This window comes from Sulfuricella sp. (assembly GCA_041651995.1).
Classification (GTDB): Bacteria; Pseudomonadota; Gammaproteobacteria; order Burkholderiales; family Sulfuricellaceae; genus Sulfurimicrobium.
The window spans coordinates 1-23,773 of the sequence record JBAZID010000008.1 but is presented as its reverse complement, the minus strand read 5'-3'; the positions used below and the strand labels follow the sequence as shown (position 1 = coordinate 23,773).

Genomic DNA, 23,773 nt, shown 5'->3' with positions numbered 1-23,773 from the left:
ATCGGACTTGCCGGATCGAGTATAGGACCGAATGCTCGCATTGGTAAAGATTTTGTAACCTTGCGCACTCAGCCTTCCCAGCTCACCCAGCGCTGGGCCTTCTCCAGATCCATCATGCCGCGATAATGGGTAATGCGCTGCCGGCGCGCCTGCTCCATGGCGATCAGCAACAGCTGCGCGGTGCATAGCGCATCGGCCATGGCATTGTGGCGCGCATAGTTGTGGATATGAAAATGGTTCAGCCAGTGGTCAAGCGCGCGATACTTTTTGGCCAAGGGCGGATTGAGCCCCGGCATGGCATAGGCAAGGTCGAGCCAGGGAAGTTTGAAGTCGAGTCCGAGAAACCGCTTCATGGCACGCTTGATCATGGTTTCGTCGAAAGTCACGTGAAAGGCCACCAGCGGGTCCTTGCCAAGAAATTCCAGGAAAGCCAGCAGGGCCTCCCGCGGCGGCATGCCGCCGGTCTGGGCGCTGCCGCCAATGCCGTGGATCAGGATATTTTCCTTGTGGCTGGCCGCTTCCTGCTGCAACACCACCTCGAAACTGTCGCCGACCGCTATCCGGCCGCCCTGCACCGCCACCGCGCCGATGGCGATCAGCCAGTCCCGGCTCAGGATAAGCCCGCTGGTTTCCACGTCCACCACCACCAGGCGCGCGCTGTCCAGTTCCGCCGCCGCCAGCTTTTCCGGCAGGGCCCGCCAGGCCGCCAGGCGGGATGCCTGATCGGGAGTCAGCTGGGGTTTGCCACCAAAAATTCCGCTCAGCCAGTTCATCTAAAACCTTACTTCGGTAACCACGGAGGGCACGGAGAACACGGAGTAAAAACCATCGCTATGGCTTGCGTAATGTTTTGCATTCCCTCTTGGGGTGGAGCCATAAAAAAACACATGCCGCCTTTCTCCGTGCCCTCCGTGTTCTCCGTGGTTAATCGTGTTTTTCCGCTTCACAGATGATAGTCCATCGCCAGTCTCGCCTGCAGCTTGCGCGCCTGGCGGAAAGCTTCTTTCAGGATGCGCCGGTCGAGATCGTTGAGCTGGTCCGGGTTGATGCGGTTGCCCGCCCCCTCCTCTGCCGTGCCGGAGAACTCGTGCTGACGGCGCAGGCGCAGCAACTGGATGAAATGCAGCGCAACGATCCAGCCCTCCACTTCGGCGGCAGGAATCTTCAATGCAGGCGCGGCAAGCCGGAGCCGCTGCGCCGTATTGGTCGCAGCAGCACCGGCCGCCAGGCTGAAGATGCGCGCGGCGTCGACGAAGGGCGAGACGCCGTTGAGCTTCAGGTCCAGCGTGCCGCCGTCCACCACGAAGTCGCGCACTATCCCCAGCGGCGGACGGTTGCGCAAGGCATTGGCCGCCATCTGGTGGAGGAAACGGGGGTTGGCTGCGGCATGCGGCATCAGCCAGGCGCGCAGGGCTTCGGCCAGCGCTGTGTTGCCCCACAAGGGGCGGAAATCGAAGAAGATCGTGCTGTTCAGCAGGGCATCCGGGTCACCGTGCTCGATCCACTCCGAGAAGGTCCCCTTCCACTCCTCCAGACTCAGACACCACTTCGGATTGGAGGCCATGATCCCGCCCTGGCACAGGGGGAAGCCGCAGGCGTCCAGCGCGACGTTGATGCGTGCCGCCAGCGGCAATAGCGTGTTTCGGATTTCGTCCGCCGTCTTGCCCTCCGGTACCGTGAAGATGATGCCGTTGTCCTGGTCGGTGTTGAGGGTCTGTTCGTAGCGCCCTTCGCTGCCCAGGGCGAGCCAGCAGACGCCGAGTTCGCATAGTTCGCTCTGTTCGAGGCCTTGCGCCTGGCATTCGAGTTCGATGAGCCGCTGGGTGAGGAGATCGTTGAGGGTGGAGATGAATTGGGTGAGCTGTTCGGCGGCTACGCCCTGGGCGAGCATGTTGTGGGCGAGCTGGCGGATGTCCCGGGCGCTTTGTTTGAGCTGGTCGTGGTTCTGGCTGTTGCGGATGGCGCTGCTGATTTGTCTCAGGCCGACCCGTTGCAGGGTGAAGAGGTCTTTTTCCGAGATGATGCCGATGAGTTGGTTCTGTTCGGTGACGAGGACGTGCCGGATGCCGTGCCGGGCCATGGCGAGGGCGGCTTCGTAGGCGAGGGCCTGGGGCGGGAGGGTGGTGAGCTGGGTGCTCATGATGCCGAGGATGGGTTGGTCGAGGTCGATGCCGGGGAGGGCGATGCGGTTGAGGACGTCGTGCAGGGTGAGGATGCCGGCCGGGGTGCCGTTGTCTACGGCGATCATGGCGCCGATGCCTTGGTCGTGCAGGGTTTGCAGGACTGCCCGGATGGGGGTGGCGGGGGTGCAGGTGACGGGTTGGCGCCGGATGATGGCGGACAGCGGGCTGTTCATGGATTGCTGGGTGCTGCTGGTCTGGGCGTATTGGGCCTGGATGATGTGTTTGGATTGTTCGAGCAGGTTGGCGATGCGTCGGGTGCAGAAGTCGTGGAAGGCGGCGCTTTGGCGGGTGAGCTGGTGGAAGTCGGCCGCGCTGAGCTGGTAGCAGAAGAGGTCGTCCCGGGCGCGGTAGGTGCTGGTGACGGGCCGTTTGGAGAGCAGGGCACCGAGCGGGAAGCATTCGCCTTCGTGCAGTTCGAGCCAGGCGCTGTCGTCCTGGGCCTGGACGACGCCTTGTTCGCCTTGGACCACGCCTTGTTTGATGATGTAGAAGGTGGGGGCTTCGCCCTGGTCGGGTGAGAGGACGACTTCGCCCTGGGCGTAGTAGCCGATTTCGAGACGGGTGGATAGCCACTCCAGGTCGGATCGCTCCATCCGGTCGAATGGGGCGTGGCGGCGGAGGTGGTCGGCCGTGGCTTGAATCAGCGAATTGGGTGCAGCCATGGTACCAGCTCCTTTATTTGGCGGCGGCGTCCTGTTCCAGCAGCAGCCCCAGCTTCCCGGCCAGCCACTTGGTGGTGGTGGCCTGGATCAGGATGGTCATGAGAATGGCGATGAAGGTCACCGAGGCGATGATTTCCGCTCCCGGCGCCTTCATGCCCAGCAGCAGGCCGGCCAGGGCGCCGGGAATCACACCCGTTTCCCGCGTCCAGCACATGAACAGCAACTCGTTGCGGCTCCACTTGGCGCGCCGGTCCGGGCCAGCGCACAGGAACACCGTCACCGGCCGCCCCACCAGCATGAAGATCGCCACCACCGCCGCGCCGCCCAGCAAATACTGGTTCATCAGGGCGAAATCGACCTGCGCGCCGAGCAGAATGAAGATGAACATGCGCATGATCAGCGCCGTGGTCATGATGTAGTCTTCGAGAATCTTTTCATCATGATGCGCGCGCTGCAAGCCGAATGTTTCCTGGTTGCCGATCATGATGCCGAACACGAATACCGCCATGAAGCCGCTCGAATGCAGCCCGTCCGCGCTCATGTAGGCGCCGATCACCGCCATCAGGGTGACCACCGGGGCGTATTCGGCGAGGAAGCCGTATTTTTCATGCGCAATCAGCAGGATGGCAAGATAGCCCAGGATGCCGCCGATCAGGATACCCAGCACGGATTGCTTGAGCAGGTCGAGCAGGGCGTCGCCGGCGGAGAACTCGCCCGCCCCCATCGCCACGCCCAGGATGGTAAAGGTAATGATGGCGCCCATCGCATCGTTGAAGGCGGATTCGGTCATCACCGTTTGCGCCACCCGCTCCTTGATCCGGATCTGCTTGAATACCGGCACCAGCGTGGCGGGATCGGTGGAAGCGATGACCGCCCCCAGCAACAGCGCCACGATCGCCGGCACGCCCAGAATGTAGTAAGCGGCCACACCGGTGATGACGGCAGAGATCAGGATACCGATGGTTGCAATGACGACAACAGTAATCCAGACCTCCTTCAGCACCTTGAGCCGGATCGAGGCGCCGCCGTCGAACAGGATATAGCTGGAGCCGAAGATCAGGATCAGCTGGTTGACGGCGGAGTCGGCCTTGATGTCGACCAGCCCGATAACGCCGGGGCCCAGCAGCATCCCCACCAGCAGGAACACCACCACATCCGGCACCCGCACCAGCCGCGCCAACAGCCCGGAAAACGTGCCCAGGGCAAGGATGATGCCGAATACCAGCAGGACGTGTTTGGCGAGTTCGATCGAAGCGGAGGATTCCACGACTTGAGCCTTCTACAATGAACAGAGAAGGCAAGATTTACATGATTGAAATCAAACAGGCAAGTTTTTCCGTCCAGATGAAGGATAAAGCCTGTATTGAGCGCTCCCAGGGGCGCGAAAATTATCGGCACATGCCGATTGAGCCGGCCTTGCAGCTCCGCCCATCAATCCAGATGACACCTTTCAGCAGAGAGCCGTGCAAATAGGCGTCGCTCATGTTGGCGCCAGTGAAATCCGCGTGCTTCAGGTTGGCCAGAACGATATGGGCCGAAACCAGGGAAACTGAGCGCAAAACCGCACTTTCGAGATCGGCTCCGCTCAGGTCGGCGTGGCCCATATTGGCTCCAGTAAAGTCAGCTTTCTCCAGGTCGGCCAGCTTGAGATCCACTCTGGTCATTCTGGCATTGCGCAAATTGGCTCCTTCCATGAGTACATCGCGCAGATCAGCGTAATCCATGATCGCCCCTTCCAGATTGGCCCCGGTGAGATTGGCGCCGCGCAGGCGGGCGTGTTTCAGATTGGCGCCGCTCAGATTGGCGCCGCTCAGATTGGCATTGGCAAGCGCGGCGAAACTCAGGTTGGCGCCGGCAAAATTCGCCTTCTCAAGGTTTTTCCCCCGGAGCTTGGCCCCTACCAGCTTGGCATCCTCGCACTGTGCACCCGGAGCGAGTTCGCACGCCGAGGCTATGGCGGGTAATTGAATTAGGCCGATCCCGAGAAGAGCGGCAAGGAAAAGCGGTTTGCTCATGATTACAATCCGGTTTAGAGGTAGCGCAGGTAAAGGTACAGGCTGGCCACGGCGATGCTCGCCAGCATCAGCGGGAAGGCCATCAGCATGAAGGGCAGGAAACGGATTGGCTGGCCGGCGCGCTCGGCGAATCCGGCCACCACCAGGTTGGCGCTGGCGCCGACCAGGCTGCCGTTGCCGCCCAGGCAGGCACCGAGCGCGAGGGACCACCACAGCGGGGCGAGGTTTTCAGCGCCGAAGACCGGCGCCAGGTTCTGGATCACCGGAATCATGGTGGCGACAAAGGGAATGTTGTCCACCAGCGCCGAGGCCACCGCCGAAACCCATAGGATGGTTAAGGCGGTGGCGGCGAAGTCGCCGCCGGTCAATTCGATTAATTTGTGCGCCAGTATGTCCATCACGCCGGCCTTTTCTATCCCCGCCACGACCACGAACAGGCCCACGAAGAAGAAGATGGTGATCCATTCCACTTCACTGAAAACCTTGTGCGTTTCATGGGCTTGCTCCTCGGAGTTTTTGCCGATGGCATTGAGCAGCAGCAACAGGGCGCCGCCGAACATGGCGATGGTGCCCGGCTCCTGATGAATGGCATGCGCAAACACGAATCCCACGATGACCAGAAACAGCACGGCAAGGGATTTTTTCAGCAGGCGCACATCGGTGATGGCTTCGCGTTCGTCAAAGGCCATCACCTGTTCGCGGTCCTCGGGCGCCGCATACAACTTCCGCCCCCAGATGAAATAGATGGGAATCATGGTGAGCGCGAAAACCACCGCTGCAATGGGGGCCAGGTTGAAAAGAAAATCGTTGAACGTCAGCTTCACCGCCGAGCCGATCATGATGTTGGGCGGGTCGCCGATCAGCGTGGCGGTGCCGCCGATATTGGAGGCGAAAATGATGGAAAAGAGGAAGGGATAGGGATTGATGCGCAGCGCGTCAGTGATCAGCAAGGCCACCGGCGCAATCAACAGCACCGTGGTGACGTTGTCCAGCAGGGCCGAGAACACAGCGGTAACGATGGACAACATCACCAGCAAGCCCCAAGGCTCGGCCTTGACCTTTTTGGCTGCAATGATCGCGACGTACTGGAATATGCCGCTTTTCTGCGTGATCGCCACCATCACCATCATGCCGGTGAGCAAGCCCAGGGTATTGAAGTCGATACCGGCAAAGGCTTCGCTCTGCTGTAGCACCCCGGTAAAAATCATCAAACCCGCGCCCAGCAGGGCCACAATGGAACGATTGATCTTCTCGGTGATGATGATGGCGTAGGTGAACAGAAAAACCGCCACGGAAATCAGCAGCGGGCTCAGGCCGAATATCACCTGGCTGACGGAAGGCGTCACAGCGTGCATGCTATTTCCCCGCCTCCCCGAGCAGATATTCAAGCAGGCCACGACGGCTCAGCATGCCCAGCAGTTTTCCAGTGGAATCCACCACCGGCAGGGGCGTCGGGCTCTTGCTCAGCAACAGCGCGGCCTCCAGCAGGGGACAACTGTCCTCCAGCGGCGGTGTGTGATTGAGAATTTCTGTCGCTTTCTGTTCGCGCAGGTGGCGGAAGTGAGAGCCCAGCAGGCGCGAGGCATCACCCGCGAACTTGAGATCGGGCACGCCGTGAGGCATTTGCACCCCGGCTGGCAGCAGCTTCCGCAGGATGTCGTTAACACTGATCAAGCCAAGATAGTGCTCGCCATCGCATATCGGGACATGGTTGACCCGGTTGGCGAGCATGATTTGCAATGCCTCGGCGACGCTGGCTTGCGGCGTGATGGTGGTTGCCGCCCTCATGATGGGCAGGGATTTGATCGACATTGCTGGTGTTCCTTCAGGGGCGCGGAGCCCTACTGGTAATAGATTTTTCCCGTTCTCCGCATATCGCTTGAACGGGTATGCTTGCTGGAATAGATATCGCGTAAATGCCGCTCCCGGCCCGGTACATTCAGATTGCTGCGCAGACAGGCTTCGCCGTAATAGGCCATCGCACGTTTGATCTTGATCAGCAAAGCCATCTCCAGGCGATGCCCCGTGGCAACAAGCAGGCTTTCCAGCGCCTCGAGGGAATAATCAAGAATGTCGTAGGTGACAATGACGCAATGCCCCGAGGGGTGCCGCCTCACAGTCAAATCCGGCAGCGATTCCATGAGCGCCAGCGCGCTCTCCACCTGGTGCGGCGGCAGGCTGGCGAGCCAGATTTCCCTGGTTTTTTCGGCTTGAATGGTTCCGGTTTTGTCCATTTTTTCGCGCAGTCAAATGCAGATGCGCATCCTGGAGCCTCATGTCGCAGCACGCGCAGCTTCATGGAATAGGCGTGGGCCTATGGTAGAGAATGCAGAGGAACAGGGGAATTCGTTGATTTACGTACGTGTTTTTACATACAGACACGATTGGATCAGAAAACCATGGAAGGCCTGTATTGGACACAGGCAGCATCAAGGTAGAATGTGTTACGGAGGCTTCCTTCCGGGCGAAACACCATTACAAAATTCAGGGCACGCCAAAGATGAGTTCGACCGTCCAGATCATCCTGTCCCTCGTCACCCTGCTGTTTCTGTCCATCCTGACCCATCTGGCCGCGCCGAAAATGCGCGTACCCTATTCCGTGCTGCTGGTGGTGGTCGGCCTCCTGCTCATCCCCCTGAGCAAGGTGCCGGCCTTTTCCTATATCACCAGTTTCCAGCTGACGCCGGAAATCCTGTTTTTCATTTTTCTGCCCATCCTGATTTTTGAATCCGCCTTCAACATGAACATCCGCAGGATCAGCGAAAATATCGGCGCCATTTCCGCGCTTGCCATCGCCGGCCTGCTGGTTTCGGCATTTTTTATTGCCTTCGCTGGCTACTGGGGCTTGTGGGCGATTGGCCTGGAGGCGCCCTTCATTGTCGTGTTGCTGTTCGGCGCGCTGATCTCCGCCACCGACCCGGTCGCCATCCTGGCGCTGTTCAAGGATTTCGGCGTGCCACGGCGCCTGGCGCTTATCTTCGAGGGGGAAAGCCTGTTCAACGATGCGACCTCGCTGGCCCTTTTCCTGATTGTGCTGGAGTCGGTAAGCGCGGGCTTTCAGGGCGCCTCCTCCCTGCTGCAGGGTCTTTTCATTTTTATTTCCATGCTGCTTGGCGGCACGGTGTTTGGCTTCGTGATGGGCGGGATATTTTCCAGGCTGCTGCAATTTGCCCGCCACGAACATTTGCAGATTACCCTTACCCTGCTTGCCGCGCACGCGACTTTCCTGCTGGCCGAGTTCCTCTCCCATTCGCTCACCTTGCTGGACAAGCCAGTCCATGTTTCCTCCATTCTCGCCACCGTGGTTGCCTCGCTGGTTATCGGCAGCTATGGCCGCTTCAAAATCCTGTCCAGAGTCCAGGCTTTTATGGACCATTTCTGGGGCTATGCGGCTTTTGTCGCCAATTCGCTGGTCTTCATCCTGCTGGGTCTGCTCTTCAACACCCTGTCGGTCAGGGTGCTGGATATCCTGCCCGCCCTGGTGGTCATCATCATTGTGGTGGTGGTGGCACGCGCTCTTTCGGTGTACCCGGTCATAGGCGCGATGAATGCGCTGCGCCTGGAGCAGCGCATCCCGCTTGCCTGGCAGCATCTCATGGCATGGGGCAGTCTGCGCGGCGCGCTCGCGGTCACCATGGTGCTCATCATTCCCGATACCCTGAGCCACCCGGAGTGGAAACAGGCTTACTCCATCAAGGAATTCATTCTGGCGCTCACGATCGGGTGTATCTATTTCACGCTGTTCATCAAGGCGACCACCATCAATGCCGCAATCCGCCACTTCCGTATCAACGTATTACGCGGGCTGGAGCCGATGGAATACATCGAGGGCAAGATGTATGTCTATGCGCAGACCCTGTTGCGGCTATTGTCGGTGCATGGACAAGCACATGTCGACAGCGGTGTCCTGCAGGCTCTGCAGACAAAATATACCCGTCTTTACCAGGAGGCTTACAGCGAGCTTTCACAGCGTGACCGTAATTTTGAGGTGATGTTCGCGCGGGTCTTGCGCATTCATGCCATCGGGATCGAGAAGCGCGTGCTGAAAGCACTGTATGCCAGCGCGGAGCTCTCCGAACCCGCTTACCGCAGAGTGCTGGGCAAGCTCGAACAACAATTGGGTTTGCTTGAACAGGGCTCGCCGGTTGCCCAGGATTTCAAGACCCTGCGCGGGAGACGCCGCTGGCTGCGTCTGCGGCAATTGCTTGGCATATCCACGGACAAGCTGACAGATCCTGCGGAAAAGTATCTTTACTATCGCGCCATGGCCATCAGCTCGCAGGAGGTGATCACCGTGTTGTCGCGGCTGGCGACACACGAGGGGCTCAGGGTATTTGAGGCAGATGCCGTGTTTTCAAAAATTCTGAATGAATATCATGAACATAAAAGCCAGGCGCTGGAAAAGACGACGATTCTGCTGAAGCAATTTCCTGCCCTTGTGCAACGGCAGTTGCAGATGCTGGAACAGGAGCTCCTGCAGTCGCAAACCCTGTTGCTGGAAGAACTGGAGCGCGAGGAGGTCATCACGCCTGCCGTGAAGTCGGTACTTTACGGAGAACTTAGACAGCAGTGCGCACCTGAACCTTAGCAAAAGCATTTTCCGCATCCAGAACAACCCGAATCAGTTCGGGAACATTGCGCACCTGCAGCTTTTCCATCATGCGCGCCTTGTAAACCTCGACCGTGCGCGGGCTGATGTTCAGCTCGGCAGCGATTTCCCGGGCGTGCTTGCCTGCGGCAACCAGCAGCATCACTTCCCGTTCGCGCGTGGTCAGGCGGGCCATTTTCTGCTCGCGTTCGGCGCTGCGGGCGGCAACACTTCGCTCCTGGAGGTTGCGATCAAGGGCGATGGAAACATTGGCAATCAGCAACTGGTCGTCTATCGGTTTTTCCAGGAAGTCCACCGCACCGGCTTTCAGCGCCTCCCTGGCCATCGCCACATCCCCATGAGCGGTGATGACAATAATGGGCAGCCGGACATTTCTGGCATTGAGCGTTCTCTGCAGTTCCAGCCCATCCATGCCTTGCATGCGAATATCCAGCACCAGGCAGCCCGCCCATTCCGGCTGACAGGCGGCGAGAAAATGCTCGGCCGAATCGAAGACCCGTGTTGCAAAGCCATTCAGACTTAGCAGCAGCGCCAGGGAATCCCGCACCGCCTCGTCGTCGTCAACGATAAATACAATTGAATCAGTGGGGATCATGCTGCTCCTGGAGTGCTGTTCCAGCCGGCAAGGTAAAACAGAATCTGGCGCCGCCCGCCACGGGCGCTTCCGCCCATAGCTTGCCGCCGTGTGCTTCCACCAGCGCCCGGCTGATGGAAAGCCCCAGCCCCATGCCCTGGGCCTTGCTGGTGGAGAAGGGAGAAAAGAGGTTATCGATCATTTCGCCAGATACGCCCGGGCCATTGTCCTCGACACAGAATTTTACCCAATCATTTCCGCTTGATGTTGCGGTCACATGGATATCGCATGGTCTTTCCGGGGTATCGGCAAATGCCTCCATCGCGTTGTAAACCAGATTTCGCAACACTGTTGCGATTTGCACCCGGTCGACCTGCACCGCAGGCAGATTTTCCTGTAATCGGACGTGAAGCGCTATTCCCTTGCTCTCGATCTTCCTGATTAACGGCTCCAGTCCTTCACCGGCCAGCTGCTTCACATCCATGCTTTCCAGCCGCAGCGTACCGTCACGAAAGAAATCTCTCAGCCGGCGCACCACCTCGCCGGCTCGGCCGACTTCCCGTCCCATTTTATCCATGGTCTCGTTGATCCGTTCCAGATCCGCGGGGTTCATGGTCAGCATCAGCTGGCAGGAACGGGCGTAGCTGCCCAGCGCCGACAAGGGTTGATTCAGCTCATGAGCCAGCGCGGCAGCCATTTCACCCGCCGCCGCCAGGCGCAGGGCATGATTAAGCTCTGCCGCCTGGGCCTGCAGTTTTTCCTCAATCATACGACGGCTGGTAACGGCCATTCCCAGAAACAGCCCGGTAATTGCCAGGGCCAGCATGAGCAGTTGCAGCTCAACCACGGCCGTCGTGTGGTGGCTTCCCAGAAGTACCGCGCCAATCAACCCCAGCTGGCTCACCAGCAAGGCCAGCGTTGTGCCCTGGATGCCATGCCGCATGGCGATCCAGATCAGGGGCAGAAACAGCAGATAGAAAAACTTGAATTCATCGGTGAATTCCAGGCCAAAAATGAGCCATAGCGCAAGCAATATACTCACGCCCTGGGCAAGGGTTTCCCTGCCGGGCTTCGATAATGAAAATCCTTTTCCCGCATGGGCCAGAATCAGGGGCGTAACCACCATGATGCCGATCATGTCGCCCACCCAGAAGCGCAACAGATTGGCCAGGTAAGTTTCCTGCGGCGCGATGCCCGCGTAGGTATAAATCGACACATAGCCGAGGGCAGCCAGAAACGCTCCACCAGACGCCACCAGCAGAAAAACAAAGAGGTCGCGCAGCGTTCCGAAACCCGCATCAAAGTGCAGGGGCCCTCTCAGCAGGGCAACGGCTCCGGCATAGCAGAGCGTCAGGGAAAGCGAGGAAAGCACGGTATATGGAAATGGCGCCGGCAACCCCCGTACCAGCAATTCAGCGAGCAGCGCCGCGAAGAACAACGCCGGCCAGTAGCGCAAACCAAGCAATAAAAGCAAGGCGAGGCTTAATCCGGGCGGTGGATTCCAGGGCGTAATCGCGAGCGGCAACACCGGGTGAATATAGCTCACCCAGTCAAGAAAGACATAAAGGGCAAAATAGCCCGCAAGGCAGGCCAGGTTTTTCATGCGCCAATTGTCAGGTTGCTGCAAGGCCTTCGGCATTCTGTCGCTGGATCAAGGCGCAATCTGCAGTTGCCCGGGGTCCAGCAGCAGAAAGCGGGCGAAGCGCCCTTCTTCCCTGCTGCCGTCATCGCTGACAATAATGATTCGCTGCTGGCCGTCGATCACGGCGGGGCTGACCCCTTCGGCGTGTTCGAAGCCCTGCAAGCCGGGAACGGTAACACGGCGTGCCGGCTCACCTCGACGGCCGCTCCAGAACCAGAGCTGGAATTGAACCTGCTCGCGTGCGACGGGGCCACTGAGAACAAGATACCCGCCGAGGGCGGGATGGTAGGACAGGCCGCGAATCCCGTTACCGCCGAGGTCCAGCGTTTCCAGGGCGGGCGAGATCCGGGGAGGCTCGCCTGCCGCGAAGATGGCGGAGGGGTTCTCGACGCTAACGATGATGGCGCGATTGTCGAGCACCGGACTGCGCAAGCCGATCAGCAGGCGCTGCTGGTCTGGGCTAATCTCCAGCGCCTCGATATTGAGCCCGCCGCCGGCCTTGACGTCTCGTATCCCGGCCGCACGGGCCAGCACCGGGTGCGCCGCCAGCAAGGCGGCCTTCAGCCCGCTGACCACCATGGGCGCGGCCACGCGGTCGCCCTCGATGCGGAAGCGGACCAGTTTTTCACGAGACTTCTTCTCGTCGCCGTCGCTGTCGCGCGAATGCGATGTGATGGCGTAGAGATATCCCGACCGGTCGAGAGCGACCCCTTCAAGATCGTCCAGCTTGCGGAAGGCATCGCCGGCTTCCAGCGGTCCCGTGCTCAGCGGGGTGCTGCTGACGCTCCCATCGGAGCGGACCGTGACCAGGCTGAACGGATGCTGCTTTTCATCTTCGACGACCAGGAAACGCCCGTCCGGAAGCTGCTGGATGGCGGAGGGCTCATAGATGCCGGTCAAGGCCAGAAACATGAGAATGTTGTTTAGCGTCATGACTGCCATTGTCTCCTGCTGCAAGAATTTTGGGTATCCGGCAAGTCAAAGTCACCGCAGGTACTTGTTGCCCAGTTCGAACAGGCTGATGAAGACCTCGAACAGGATCAATCCGATCACATACCATTCCAGCTTGTGCAGCTGTTTGTTGTCCCAGACGTCGGCGAGTGTTTGCGCAGTATCCGAAATCAGGCCCAGCTTGCGCTCCAGCGCCGATTGCCGCTCCTTCAGCTCGAACTCGTCCTCCAGCCCGGCATACAAGCCTTCCAGCTGCGGGAAATACCACAGCGTTTCCGGCTTGTCCCCGATTTCTGCCCGCCCGACCATGCGGTGCTCGATCAGCAACATGCTGCCGATTTTTGACAGCAGCTTCCTGGAATCCGCGCTCACCCTGCCGCGTAGCGCCAGCTCCTGCGCCAGCGGCTCGATCTTGTCGAATTCGCCGGCCACCTTTTTCTCGTAAAGGGAAAGCACCAGGTTCTTGCTCAGGGCATCGGCGATCACCTGCAACTTCTCCAGCGAAATTTCGTCCAGCGAAACGGCGCCGCTCTGCACGCCGATGCTGCTCATGCCGCAGTGGATTTCCAGCTCCTCTTGTTCCGGTATCTCATAGGGATTGGTCAGCAGCGGCCCGAGGGAGTCGACGAACCTGACCTCGTCCGGCGTCCCCACCCCAAAAAACACCACTACCCCATAACGGAACAGCACCGCCACACCGCCCTCGGCATCCACTTCCAGCGTCAGCGGCGTGGTGGCCAGGCAATCGTCGATCTTGAAGGATTTCAGGTCCAGCCGGTCAGCCAGCAACAGCGCACGGGCTTTAAGGTCCGGGCGGATCTTGAGCCGCAGGCCAGCTGAACCGGTGGGAACGGTCATTTTCCGCGCCCCGGATGAAGATTTAAGCGGTTGAGCACGTGGCTTTCCTATTAAAAACAATCCTTACTTATGCCCTTTGGGCGGGCGGCCAGTCTTGATGACGTCCAGGGCCAGCATGGCTGCCGTGACGGCGGCGTCGCTCTGGGCGGCAAAGACGATGATGGCGGCTCGCAGCACCTCGCTCTTTTTCACGGCCAATCCATTGGCGACACAACGTTTTTTCACTGCGGCGATCAGGTCGTACTCGGACTCTGGCATGGTGAAACCATCCCGAACCAGCTTGGCATTCTTCGGCTTGGCGTTCTTGTCAGCCTTGGCGGCAGGTTTGGCAGCGGGCTTATTTTCGGCCTTTGCCGTAGTAACGTCAGCAGCGGGAGCGGCTGCCTTGGGTGCCGCGTTGGCGGCTGCGGGCTTCACCGCGGACTTTGCGGGACGCCTGGGGGTGGGTTTGGCCGAGGATTTTTCGGCTGCAGTTGATGTTTCTGGTACGGCAGAACTGGTGGCAGTCGTTGCTGCGTTGCTCTGTTGCTTCTTACCCGAAGCCGCGTTATTGGTCATGGCAAATCCTTTAATCAAAATTAATGGTTTAAACAGTTTATACGGTTACTGGAATGGGGTGCTTAAAATTTTTACAAGCACGCCATGCCGCAGGCGGGGATAATTGCGCATGACCGAACTTACCCTCCCCTCCTCCCCGCCCACGGCAAGCGCTGCTGGGCGCTCTTTCAACGAACTGCCGCTGCCTCCCGGCATACAGGCGACCTTGCGGCAGCTCGAATACCTGATCATGACGCCAATCCAGGCTGCCAGCCTGCCGCTTGCGCTCGCCGGGCATGACCTGATCGCGCAAGCGAAGACCGGCAGTGGCAAGACGGCTGCGTTCGCCCTGACCCTGCTCACCAATCTGAACCCGCGCCGCTTTGCGGTGCAGGCCATGGTGCTGTGTCCGACGCGTGAACTGGCTGAGCAGGTGACGCAGGAAATCCGCCGCCTGGCGCGCTTCGCGGACAACATCAAGATCGTTGCCCTGTGCGGCGGCACGCCCATGCGCCCGCAGATAAACAGCCTGGAGCACGGCGCGCACATCGTCGTCGGCACGCCGGGCCGCATCATTGATCACCTCGGGCGCGGCAGCCTGAATCTGGACGCGCTCAACACCCTGGTGCTGGACGAAGCCGACCGCATGCTGGACATGGGTTTTTACGACGACATCGCCTACGTGGCGACGCACTGCCCGGCAGCGCGCCAGACCCTGCTGTTCTCGGCGACCTATCCCGAGGGCATCGCACGCCTGGCACGCCAGTTCCTGCGCAATCCGCGGGAAGTGAAGCTGCTGGAACAGCACGAGGACAGCAAGATCCGCCAGCGCTTCTACGAGGTGAAGCACGAGGAGCGTTTGCAGGCTGTTGGCATTCTGCTCAAGCACTATCATCCGGTCAGCACGCTGGCCTTCTGCAACACCAAGCAGCAATGCCGCGACCTGCTGGAAGTGCTGCATGCACAAGGCATTCACGCGCTGACCCTGAATGGCGATCTGGAACAACGCGAGCGCGACCAGGTACTGATCCAGTTTGCCAACCGCAGTTGCTCGGTGCTGGTGGCAACCGATCTGGCGGCGCGCGGCCTGGATATCACGCAACTCGAAGCGGTCATCAATGTCGATGTCACGCCCGACCCGGAAATCCACATCCATCGCATCGGCCGCACCGGCCGCGCCGATCAGGAAGGCTGGGCGCTCTCCCTCTGCAGCACGGCCGACAAGCGCCGTGTCAACGCCATTGCACAGATGATGGGCAGCGAGCCGGAATGGCATTCGCTGAGCGAACTTGAAAACGACAATAACACGCCACTGGTACCGCCGATGGTGACGCTACAGATTCTCGGCGGGCGCAAGGACAAGATTCGCCCCGGCGACGTGCTGGGCGCGCTTACCGGCGAAGCAGGATTCACGCGCGAGCAGATCGGCAAGATCACGGTGACGGATCAGTCAACCTATGTTGCCGTGGCGCGCGGCATCGCGCGTGACGCCGTGCGCAAACTGTCGGCCGGCAAGGTCAAGGGCAAGACGGTGAAAGTGCGCGCGCTGGAGGATTGATTCGCCTTTCTGGTGCTTGATAACCGGAAAATTGCCGTAAAATACCGCAACTTCCGCTAGCCCAGGCCTGTCGAAGACACGCAAGACAGCCGTCTGACCGAATATGAAAGAACAAAGGAAATCCATGGAAACGAAGTATCAAAACAACATTCTCAAACTGATGGCGAAGGTGGTATTCGCCAGCCGCTGGCTGCAGGCGCCGCTCTACCTCGGCCTGATCATCGCGCAGGCGGTCTATGTCTACCATTTCGGCGTCGAGCTGACGCATCTGGTCCAGCACACCGTGACCGTTACCGAAACCGAAATCATGCTGGTCGTGCTGGGACTGATCGACGTGGTCATGATCGCCAACCTGTTGCTGATGGTTATTGTCGGTGGCTATGAAACTTTCGTCTCGCGCCTGTATCTGGAAGGCAATCCCGACCAGCCGGAATGGCTGGAGCACGTCAACGCCGGCACCATGAAGGTCAAGCTATCCATGGCACTGATCGGCATTTCCTCCATCCACCTGCTGAAGACCTTTATCGAGGCGCCCAATCTGAGCCAGCAGACCATGATGTGGCAGGTCATCATCCATATGACCTTCGTGCTGTCGGCCATGGCCATGGCCTATACCAACCGGCTGATGGAAGCCAGCGCACACTGAGCAATCGCCCGGGGCAAGACACCGCCCCGGGTGCGCCCGCTCAAGCCCCCGAATCATAAAACCGGATCAAATTGCGCCCGGCCGCTTTGGCTTGATACATTGCCGCATCAGCCCACTTGAGGATATCGTCCTGGCTGGCTTCATGATTGACAAACAACACCACGCCGATACTCGCCGTGCAATGATGTTCGACGGTGCCCTCCGCCTTCCCCTCGTGCTTGACGGTCAACAGGTAAGGTTCCGATAAGGTGTTACGGATTTTTTCCGCCACGATCGCGGCCTGCGCAGTCGATTCGGATTTATCCTCATCCAAATTGCTCAGTATCACCACAAACTCATCACCGCCGAAGCGCGCCACCGTATCCAGCTCACGCACACAATTTTTAAGCCGTTCCGCCACCTCAATCAACAGTAAATCGCCAACCACATGCCCATGCGTGTCATTAAGTGGCTTGAAATTGTCCAGATCAAGGAACATCAACGCGCCATAGCGAACACTGCGCGTACTGGCGGCTATGCTCTGGCTCAAGCGATCATTGAGCAGATGCCGGTTCGGCAACCGGGTCAGCGGGTCATGGAACGCCAGTAGACGCACTTGCTCTTCCGTCTGTTTGCGTTTGGTGATGTCGTAATGCGCACCGACGTAATGGGTAACGATGCCATTGGCGTCCTTCACCGCCGTAATGGTGGTCCATTTTGGATACACCTCGCCGTTTTTGCGCCGATCCCAGATTTCCCCCTGCCATCCACCCGTGCGATTGAGGCTTTCCCACATATCTCGATAAAAGCCGGCGTCGTGATGGCCGGACTTGAACAGCCGCGGTGTCTCCCCCACGACCTCATCTTCCGTGTAGCCGGTGATCTCGGTAAAGGCCCGATTGACACGAAGGATCACACTGTTGGCATCGGTAACCATCATGCCTTCATGGGATTCAAAGGCTGTGGCGGCGATACGAAGTTCAGCCTCGGCCTCTTTGCGAAAACTGATGTCGGTGCTCGTGCCGATCATGCGCAAGGATTTTCCGTCCTCGCTGCGGCTAACAATCATGCCTCGGCCAAGTATCCATTTATAGCTCCTGTCCTTGCACCTCATGCGGCACTCAACCACATAAATTGCCGACCGGCCATCCAGGTAGGCTTGCATTGCATCTGCCACATACGATTTATCATCGGGATGGAAACGATTTTCCCATTCCTGGCCAACAGGCAAGGGGTCTGATTCAGCATAGCCAAGAATTTCTTTCCAGCGCTTCGAAAATATTTTTTCGCCGGTCAGAATATTCCAATCCCATACGCCGTCGCCCGAACCCTCGATGGCGAATTTCCAGCGGAATTCACTCTCCTTTAACGCATTTTCGGCTTGCCTGCGATCCTTATCCTGACTCAGTGCAGGATCAGGATGTTCATTCGTTTCCACATGGAGCGAAGCCAGATAGCCAAAGGTAACAATCTGGAGAAAAACCAGCAAGCCCAGATAAAGCCCCATGCCGGACGGCTGAAAACTTTCCAGCAAGGGCTCATGGCTGGAAAAAAGCGTGTCCATCCAGCTACCTGCAAACCAGAAAACAAGGGCAAACACCAAACTCAGCCAAATAAATTTTCTTGGGGACAGGGCGATGATGGAATTTTTGCTAAGCAGCGTTCTGGCAGCAATCATATGATCCAGAAATAAGTGATTGATATGACCTGGAAACTACCATCAGGGCGAATTGGGTCAATCGGGAAAAGCCTGATTTTTGGCTCACCCAAGACCTTAATGGGCTGGGGGCGCCACCCAAAAAAAGCCCCGGTCGAGGCCGGGGCTAAGGAGGGCAATACAGAAACCCGTTTAGTGCGCGCTGGCAGCTTCCGCGTTAATGCCGGTGTTCTGGCGCACGTAGAGTTCGTCCCACATGTCTTCGGCACGTTTGTCACGCGTCAGCAGGGAGCCAAGAATGACCATCAGGAAGCCGAGCGGGATGGAGATCAGGCCCGGATTCTTGAGCTGGAAGAATGGCTTCTCCAGGCCCATCATGCTGGTGGACTGGCCTTCCATTTTCTTCAGGTCTTCCTCGGCCTTCTTGATGGATTTCTCCAGGCCGGCGATGTCCTTCTTCGCCTTCTCCAGTTCCTTCGCATCGGTCAGGGCTGGCAACTTTTCCTGCAACCTGGCCAGCTTCTCCGGCGCGCCGGGTTTGGCGGCCTGTTCGGGCTTGGCCGGTTCGGCTTTCTTGCAACCGGATACGGCAAACAGGTCGCAGATGAAACCGCCCTCGGCCGCCTGGGCCAATTTGGCCGGCTGGGCGGCTTCGCCTTCCAGCACCTTCTTGGCGCCGCTGATCACGGCCTTGGGATAGGTCATGTTGGGGGAAATCATCACCAGCGCGATGGCGGTGATGGCACCAACCAGCATGCCCATGATGATGCCGGTGGTGTTGCACTTCTTCCAGTACAGGGTGAGGAACACCGCTGGGAGGTTGGAAGAAGCGGCCACGGCAAAGGCCAGCGCCACCAGGTGGGCCACGTTCTGGCCCTTGGCAAGAATACCGACGGTGATCGCCATGATGCCGACAATCACGGAGGACACGCGTGCCGCGGTCACCTGCTCCTGCGGCGTGGCGTGTTCGCCACGGATCACGCCGACGTAGATGTCGTGCGCCATCGCGGAAGCGGCTGCCAGCACCAGGCCCGCGACCACGGCGACGATGGTGGCAAAAGCCACGGCGGCGACAAAGGCGAGGAAGAGGTTGCCGAGCATGGAGTTTTCACCGCCGCCCAGGAACTGCGCCAGCAGCGGCCCAGCCATGTTGCCGCCGGCATCGATCGAGGCGATCTTGGCCGGGCCGACCAGCATTGCGGCGCCGGTGCCGAGGAACAGGGTCAGCACGTAGAAGCCGCCGATGATTCCCATGGCCCAGATCACGGACAGGCGCGCGGCCTGTGCCGTGGGCACGGTGAAGAAGCGCATCAGGATGTGCGGCATCCCGGCTGTGCCAAGCACCAGCGCCATGCCCAGGGAGATCTGGTCGATCGGGCTCTTGAGGAACAGGCCGGGTTCGAGGAAGCGCTGGCCCAGTTCTTCCGGCGTCATGTTGGTAGCCTTGTCGCCCAGCAGCTTGGCGACCTGTCCCTGTACGTCAGGATCGCTCACCACTGCCTGCAAATAACCCGGCAGGCTGAAGCCATACGGCGCCCACACCAGCGCCACCAGCAGGATGGAAGCAACCACCAGCAGCACCGCCTTGATGATCTGCACCCAGGTGGTGGCCTTCATGCCGCCGAATACCACGTAGACCAGCATCAGCACGCCGACGCCAATCACCGAGATTTCGTAGTCGATACCGATCAGGGTCTTGATCAGCACACCGCCGCCAACCATCTGCGCGGTCAGGTAGAAGGTGGACACGGTGATGGTGGACAGCGCCGCCACGGTCTTGGTTTTCTTCGGATCGTTGCGGAACGCCAGGATGTCGCCCATGGTGTACTTGCCGATGTTGCGGCAGGGTTCGGCGATGACCAATAGAACCGTAATGTAGGCCACCAGCCAGCCCACCGAATACATGAAGCCGTCGTAGCCGTAGAGCGAGATCAGGCCGGCAATACCGAGGAAGGACGCGGCGGACAGGTAGTCGCCGGCGATTGCCCAGCCGTTCTGGATGCCGGACACCGAACGTCCGGCAGCGTAGAACTCGGAAGTGGTATGCGTGGTGCGCGCCGCCCAGAAGGTGATCGCCATGGTGATGGCGATGATCACGCCGAACACCGCAAAGGTCATCCACTTGAACTCGTCGGCAACCGCGCCACCACCCGCCGCGAAAGCGGAACCGCTGGCCAGCAGGGCGGCGGCGGAAAGGGCGAGCTTGTTATAGGTTTGGCTCATGTCAGGCTCCCATCTTGTGCGCGTCGTTGATGATTTCCTGCGCCATGGTGTCGAATTCGGCATTGGCCTTCTTCGAATAGAAGTAGGCAATGGTCCAGGCCACCACAAACTCGGACAGCGCGAACAGGATGCCGACGTTGACCACGCCCCATACCTTGATCTTGAACAGATCCTGGTAATAGGCCGCGCCGATCGGCAGCAGGAAGTAATAGATCACCGAGAAAATCATCAGTCCCCACAGGAATGTGGTCTTCTTGCGGTGCAAAGCCTGGAAGCGCGGATCGGCATCGATCGCGGCCCAGTTCATCTCGCGTTTTGACATTTCTTGTTCCCCAATTAAAATTGTTTTCCAGCAGGCAATGGGCTTTAATACAGGCCACTTTCCACCTTATGCCGAACCCTACCCTTCCGGCCTTACACAAACCTTACAATGCGCATCCTGATTGCCGAAGACGATGAAGTGCTGGCCGATGGCCTGTGCCGCTCCATGCGCCAGGCGGGCTATGCGGTGGATCATGTCGCGGACGGCCTGGACGCCAACCTGATGCTCAAGGGCGAGCAGCCCTTCGACCTGGCCATCCTCGACCTCGGCCTGCCGCGCCTGGACGGGCTCCAGGTGCTGCGCAGCCTGCGCGAGCGCAACCGCCAGGTGCCGGTGATCATCATCACCGCCCGCGACGGGGTGGAAGACCGGGTCAGGGGCCTCGACCTGGGGGCGGACGACTACCTGGTCAAACCCTTCAGCCTGCCGGAACTGGAAGCAAGGGTGCGGGCGCTGTTGCGGCGCGGCCAGTGCGGCGTGAACCCGGCATTGACTTGCGGCACCCTGGTTTTCGACAGCGTCGCGCGGCGCGCCGCCATCAACGGCGAGGCGCTGGAACTCACCCCGCGCGAACTGGGGGTGCTGGAGGCGCTGATGTCGCGCATCGGCTGGGTGGTGAGCAAGGAGCAGCTGCTGGAGCGGCTCTACAGCTACTCCGAGGAAGCCAGCGGCAACGCCATCGAGGTCTATATTCACCGCCTGCGCAAGAAAATCGAGCCGGCCGGCGTCACCATCCGCACCATTCGCGGCCTGGGTTACATCATCGACAAGGCAATAGCTTGATCGCCAGGAATGCCTTTTTTCCAGAATGATTTAATCAGACACGGACACCCTCATGGAAGAAGACGTCCTCTCCCTCCGCGACCACCTCATGAACTGGCTGCTGACGCCCCTGTTCGTGCTGTGGCTGTTCAGCACCGTGGCGGGCTACGTCGCCACGCTTAACTACGCCAACCAGCCCTACGACCTGGCGCTGCTGGAGCGGGCGCAATCGGTGGCGGCGCAGATGCGGCTGGGAAGCGGCCAGGAACGGCTCGATGTCAATCCCGCCCTGCCGGATGGCAGCGATCCCGGCATGCCGGACCGGGTGTATTACGCCGTCAGCGATGCGGACGGCAAACAGCTCGCCGGCAACGCCGATCTCGGGCGCCCCCTCGCCCACCGGGGAGGGAAAAGCGGACCGCTATTCAGCAATACCGAGCGGGGGGGTGAAAAAACCCGCATGGTGAGCCTGCTTTATCCCGGCGCCACTCCTGACCGCCCCTTGCAGATCCACATGTCAGAGACCATACACCAGCGCCAGGCGCTGATTCGCGGCATTTTCGCCAACATCGTGATCCCCCAGCTGCTGCTGATCGTGATTGCCGTGGCAGCAGTGTGGTACGCCCTGAAACAGGGCTTGTTGCCGCTCGAGCGCCTGCGCCGGGAGGTGGCGCGCCGCCAGCGCGACGACCTGAGCGAACTGGATGAAGCCCGGGCGCCGGAAGAAGTCAGGCCCCTGATCCGTGCCGTCAACGATCTGCTGGCGCGCCTCAAGCAGGTGATGCTGGCCCAGCAGCGCTTCATTGCCGACGCCGCCCACCAGTTGCGCACCCCCTTCGCCGGGCTGACCACCCAGGCCGAGCTGGCGCTGCGCGAGACGGAAGCGGAACGCAAGCAGCATGCCCTGACGCAAATTCTCACCAGCGCCGAACGCGGCAGCCATCTGGTGAACCAGTTGCTGGCCCTGGCGCGCAACGAGCCGGGCGGCCAGGGCGTGGAAAGCTTCTCACCGCTCGACCTCAACCGCCTGGCGCAGGAATGCACCCTGCGCTGGGTGCCCCAGGCGCTGGAAAAGAACATCGACCTGGGTTTCGAGGATATTCCGCGGCTGGCGCCGCTGCGCGGCGATGCGGCCAGCCTCGCCGAAATGCTCAACAACCTGCTCGATAATGCCATTCGCTATACCCAGCCCAGCGGGCACATCACCGTCGGGGTGGATTACCAGCACGGCGGGGCGGTGCTGCGGGTGGAAGACAACGGCCCCGGCATCACGCCGGAGCACCGCGAGCGGGTGTTCGAGCGCTTTTACCGGGTGCTCGGCAGCGGCCAGAGCGGCAGCGGGCTGGGTCTCGCCATCGTGGCGGAGGTGGCGAAACGCCACGGCGCCACCATCAGCCTGGATGAGGGGTGTGACGGAAAAGGCACGCTGATCACGGTTCGCTTTCCCCATCACGGAACTTAAATGGGCCACACCCGCCGCAACCGCCAGCCCAGCTTCATGTGTTTCACGTGAAACCGGCAAATCCCGCCCCATTCAAAAACTGAAATACTTCTCCATCACCCCTTGCAGCTTGCGCGCCTGACGGAAGGCTTCCTTGAGAATGCGCCGATCCAGGCTGTTCAGGGTATCCGGATTGACCCGGTTGGACAATGCCGCGCCCGCCTCGCACTGCTCGTGCTGCAGGCGCAGGCGCAACAGCTGGAGGTAAAGAAAGGCCTCGATCCAGCCCTCCACATCCCCTTTGTTCATGTTCCATGCTTCGCAAGCGGCGCGCAGGCGGCGGATGGTCGAGGTTTCTCCGCAGCCTGCGGCGAGGCTGAAGATGCGCGCCGCATCGACGAAGGGCGAGACGCCGTTGAGCTTCAGGTCCAGCGTGCCGCCGTCCACCACGAAGTCGCGCAGCAGCCCCAGCGGCGGACGGTTGCCCAGGGCGTTCTGCACCATGTGCCTGAGAAACAGGCGGTTATCCTTGATCCGGGTATTGAGCCACGCGCGCAACTCGTGCGCCAGCTCGTGATTGCCCCACAAGGGGCGGAAATCAAAAAATATGGTGGCATTCAGCAACACCGGCGTATCGCCGCGGTGTATCCACTCCGCAAACGTCCCCTTCCACTCTTCCAGACTCAGGCACCACTTCGGATTGGAGGCCATGATCCCGCCCTTGCACAGCGGGAAGCCGCAGGCGTCCAGCGCGGCGTTGATGCGTTGCGCCAGCGGCAGCAGGGTGGCTCTGATCTCCTCCGCCGTCTTGCCCTCCGGTACCGTGAAGATGATGCCGTTATCCTGGTCGGTGTTGAGGGTCTGTTCGTAGCGCCCTTCGCTGCCGAGGGCGAGCCAGCAGACGCCGAGTTCGCACAGCTCGCTGTGGCTGATGCCTTGCGCCTGGCATTCGAGTTCGATGAGCCGCTGGGTGAGCAGGTCGTTGAGGGTGGAGATGAATTGGGTGAGCTGTTCGGCGGCAACCCCTTGGGCGAGCATGTTGTGGGCGAGCTGGCGGATGTCCCGGGCGCTTTGTTTGAGCTGGTCGTGGTTCTGGCTGTTGCGGATGGCGCTGCTGATTTGTCTCAGGCCGACCCGTTGCAGGGTGAAGAGGT

Annotated in this window: 21 protein-coding genes; 5 read left to right on the top strand and 16 right to left on the bottom strand. The window is 60.0% G+C overall.

The features are described 5' to 3' along the window. Nucleotides 1-68: 68 nt before the first annotated feature. From WC392_10870 to WC392_10840, 7 genes are all read right to left on the bottom strand, one after another. Nucleotides 69-773 (bottom strand): 3'-5' exonuclease, encoded by a 705-nt coding sequence (locus WC392_10870; GenBank protein ID MFA5242862.1) that lies wholly within the window; start codon nt 771-773, stop codon nt 69-71. 170 nt (nt 774-943) lie between these two features. Further along, on the bottom strand, nt 944-2,845 hold the full coding sequence (locus tag WC392_10865) for a DUF294 nucleotidyltransferase-like domain-containing protein (GenBank protein MFA5242861.1): 1,902 nt from the start codon (nt 2,843-2,845) through the stop codon (nt 944-946). A 13-nt stretch (nt 2,846-2,858) separates the two neighbouring features. Next, nucleotides 2,859-4,112 carry a sodium:proton antiporter gene (locus WC392_10860; protein ID MFA5242860.1) on the bottom strand — a complete coding sequence of 418 codons (1,254 nt, stop codon included), beginning with the start codon at nt 4,110-4,112 and terminating at the stop codon, nt 2,859-2,861. Nucleotides 4,113-4,233: 121 nt separating this feature from the next. Further along, complete coding sequence (locus WC392_10855; GenBank protein ID MFA5242859.1) at nt 4,234-4,860, bottom strand: pentapeptide repeat-containing protein; 627 nt, start codon at nt 4,858-4,860, stop codon at nt 4,234-4,236. Between the two features lie 14 nt (nt 4,861-4,874). After that, the gene (locus WC392_10850; protein MFA5242858.1) at nt 4,875-6,215 is read right to left on the bottom strand and encodes an ArsB/NhaD family transporter; all 1,341 of its coding nucleotides are present in this window, start codon (nt 6,213-6,215) and stop codon (nt 4,875-4,877) included. 1 nt (nt 6,216) lies between these two features. Then, nucleotides 6,217-6,672: a CBS domain-containing protein gene (locus WC392_10845; GenBank protein ID MFA5242857.1), complete on the bottom strand. Its 456-nt coding sequence runs from the start codon at nt 6,670-6,672 to the stop codon at nt 6,217-6,219. A gap of 29 nt (nt 6,673-6,701) precedes the next feature. Then, nucleotides 6,702-7,094: a hypothetical protein gene (locus WC392_10840; protein ID MFA5242856.1), complete on the bottom strand. Its 393-nt coding sequence runs from the start codon at nt 7,092-7,094 to the stop codon at nt 6,702-6,704. A gap of 266 nt (nt 7,095-7,360) precedes the next feature. On the opposite strand from WC392_10840, the gene WC392_10835 reads away from it, so the two are divergent. Then, nucleotides 7,361-9,448, top strand: coding sequence for a sodium:proton antiporter (locus WC392_10835; GenBank protein ID MFA5242855.1), 2,088 nt, complete (start codon nt 7,361-7,363; stop codon nt 9,446-9,448). On the opposite strand, the gene WC392_10830 is transcribed toward WC392_10835, so the two are convergent. The 5 genes from WC392_10830 to WC392_10810 all read right to left on the bottom strand — a co-directional run bounded on the left by WC392_10830 (nt 9,420) and on the right by WC392_10810 (nt 14,052). Further along, entirely contained in the window at nt 9,420-10,064 is a 645-nt protein-coding gene (locus WC392_10830) for a response regulator (protein MFA5242854.1), read from the bottom strand. The two genes, WC392_10835 and WC392_10830, sit on opposite strands and share 29 nt — an antisense overlap. Next, nucleotides 10,051-11,646 carry an MASE1 domain-containing protein gene (locus tag WC392_10825; protein MFA5242853.1) on the bottom strand — a complete coding sequence of 532 codons (1,596 nt, stop codon included), beginning with the start codon at nt 11,644-11,646 and terminating at the stop codon, nt 10,051-10,053. The genes WC392_10830 and WC392_10825 overlap by 14 nt, the downstream gene beginning before the upstream one ends. Nucleotides 11,647-11,694: 48 nt before the next feature. Beyond that, a complete protein-coding gene (locus WC392_10820; GenBank protein ID MFA5242852.1) occupies nt 11,695-12,618 on the bottom strand; it encodes a DUF3616 domain-containing protein in 924 nt (307 codons plus the stop codon). Between the two features lie 51 nt (nt 12,619-12,669). Beyond that, nucleotides 12,670-13,494 carry an RMD1 family protein gene (locus WC392_10815; GenBank protein ID MFA5242851.1) on the bottom strand — a complete coding sequence of 275 codons (825 nt, stop codon included), beginning with the start codon at nt 13,492-13,494 and terminating at the stop codon, nt 12,670-12,672. A 63-nt stretch (nt 13,495-13,557) separates the two neighbouring features. After that, a complete protein-coding gene (locus WC392_10810) occupies nt 13,558-14,052 on the bottom strand; it encodes a hypothetical protein (protein ID MFA5242850.1) in 495 nt (164 codons plus the stop codon). Between the two features lie 109 nt (nt 14,053-14,161). Between WC392_10810 and dbpA the strand changes: the two genes are divergently transcribed. Continuing rightward, nucleotides 14,162-15,589, top strand: a complete 1,428-nt coding sequence (gene dbpA, locus WC392_10805) for an ATP-dependent RNA helicase DbpA (GenBank protein MFA5242849.1) — start codon at nt 14,162-14,164, stop codon at nt 15,587-15,589. 124 nt (nt 15,590-15,713) lie between these two features. Then, complete coding sequence (locus WC392_10800) at nt 15,714-16,235, top strand: TIGR00645 family protein (protein MFA5242848.1); 522 nt, start codon at nt 15,714-15,716, stop codon at nt 16,233-16,235. Nucleotides 16,236-16,275: 40 nt separating this feature from the next. Here the strand turns inward: WC392_10800 and WC392_10795 are convergent, their stop codons facing one another. From WC392_10795 to WC392_10785, 3 genes are all read right to left on the bottom strand, one after another. Next, nucleotides 16,276-17,892, bottom strand: coding sequence for a diguanylate cyclase (locus WC392_10795; protein MFA5242847.1), 1,617 nt, complete (start codon nt 17,890-17,892; stop codon nt 16,276-16,278). Nucleotides 17,893-18,063: 171 nt separating this feature from the next. Then, nucleotides 18,064-20,094 carry a cation acetate symporter gene (locus WC392_10790; protein MFA5242846.1) on the bottom strand — a complete coding sequence of 677 codons (2,031 nt, stop codon included), beginning with the start codon at nt 20,092-20,094 and terminating at the stop codon, nt 18,064-18,066. 1 nt (nt 20,095) lies between these two features. Next, on the bottom strand, nt 20,096-20,416 hold the full coding sequence (locus WC392_10785) for a DUF485 domain-containing protein (GenBank protein ID MFA5242845.1): 321 nt from the start codon (nt 20,414-20,416) through the stop codon (nt 20,096-20,098). A 108-nt stretch (nt 20,417-20,524) separates the two neighbouring features. Here WC392_10785 and WC392_10780 point away from each other — a divergent pair, with 108 nt between their 5' ends. Both WC392_10780 and WC392_10775 read left to right on the top strand, forming a co-directional pair. Further along, entirely contained in the window at nt 20,525-21,199 is a 675-nt protein-coding gene (locus WC392_10780) for a response regulator transcription factor (GenBank protein MFA5242844.1), read from the top strand. Between the two features lie 52 nt (nt 21,200-21,251). Continuing rightward, nucleotides 21,252-22,640, top strand: a complete 1,389-nt coding sequence (locus WC392_10775; GenBank protein ID MFA5242843.1) for a sensor histidine kinase N-terminal domain-containing protein — start codon at nt 21,252-21,254, stop codon at nt 22,638-22,640. 72 nt (nt 22,641-22,712) lie between these two features. On the opposite strand, the gene WC392_10770 is transcribed toward WC392_10775, so the two are convergent. Then, nucleotides 22,713-23,773 (bottom strand): DUF294 nucleotidyltransferase-like domain-containing protein (locus tag WC392_10770; GenBank protein MFA5242842.1); only part of this gene is annotated, 1,061 nt, incomplete at its 5' end.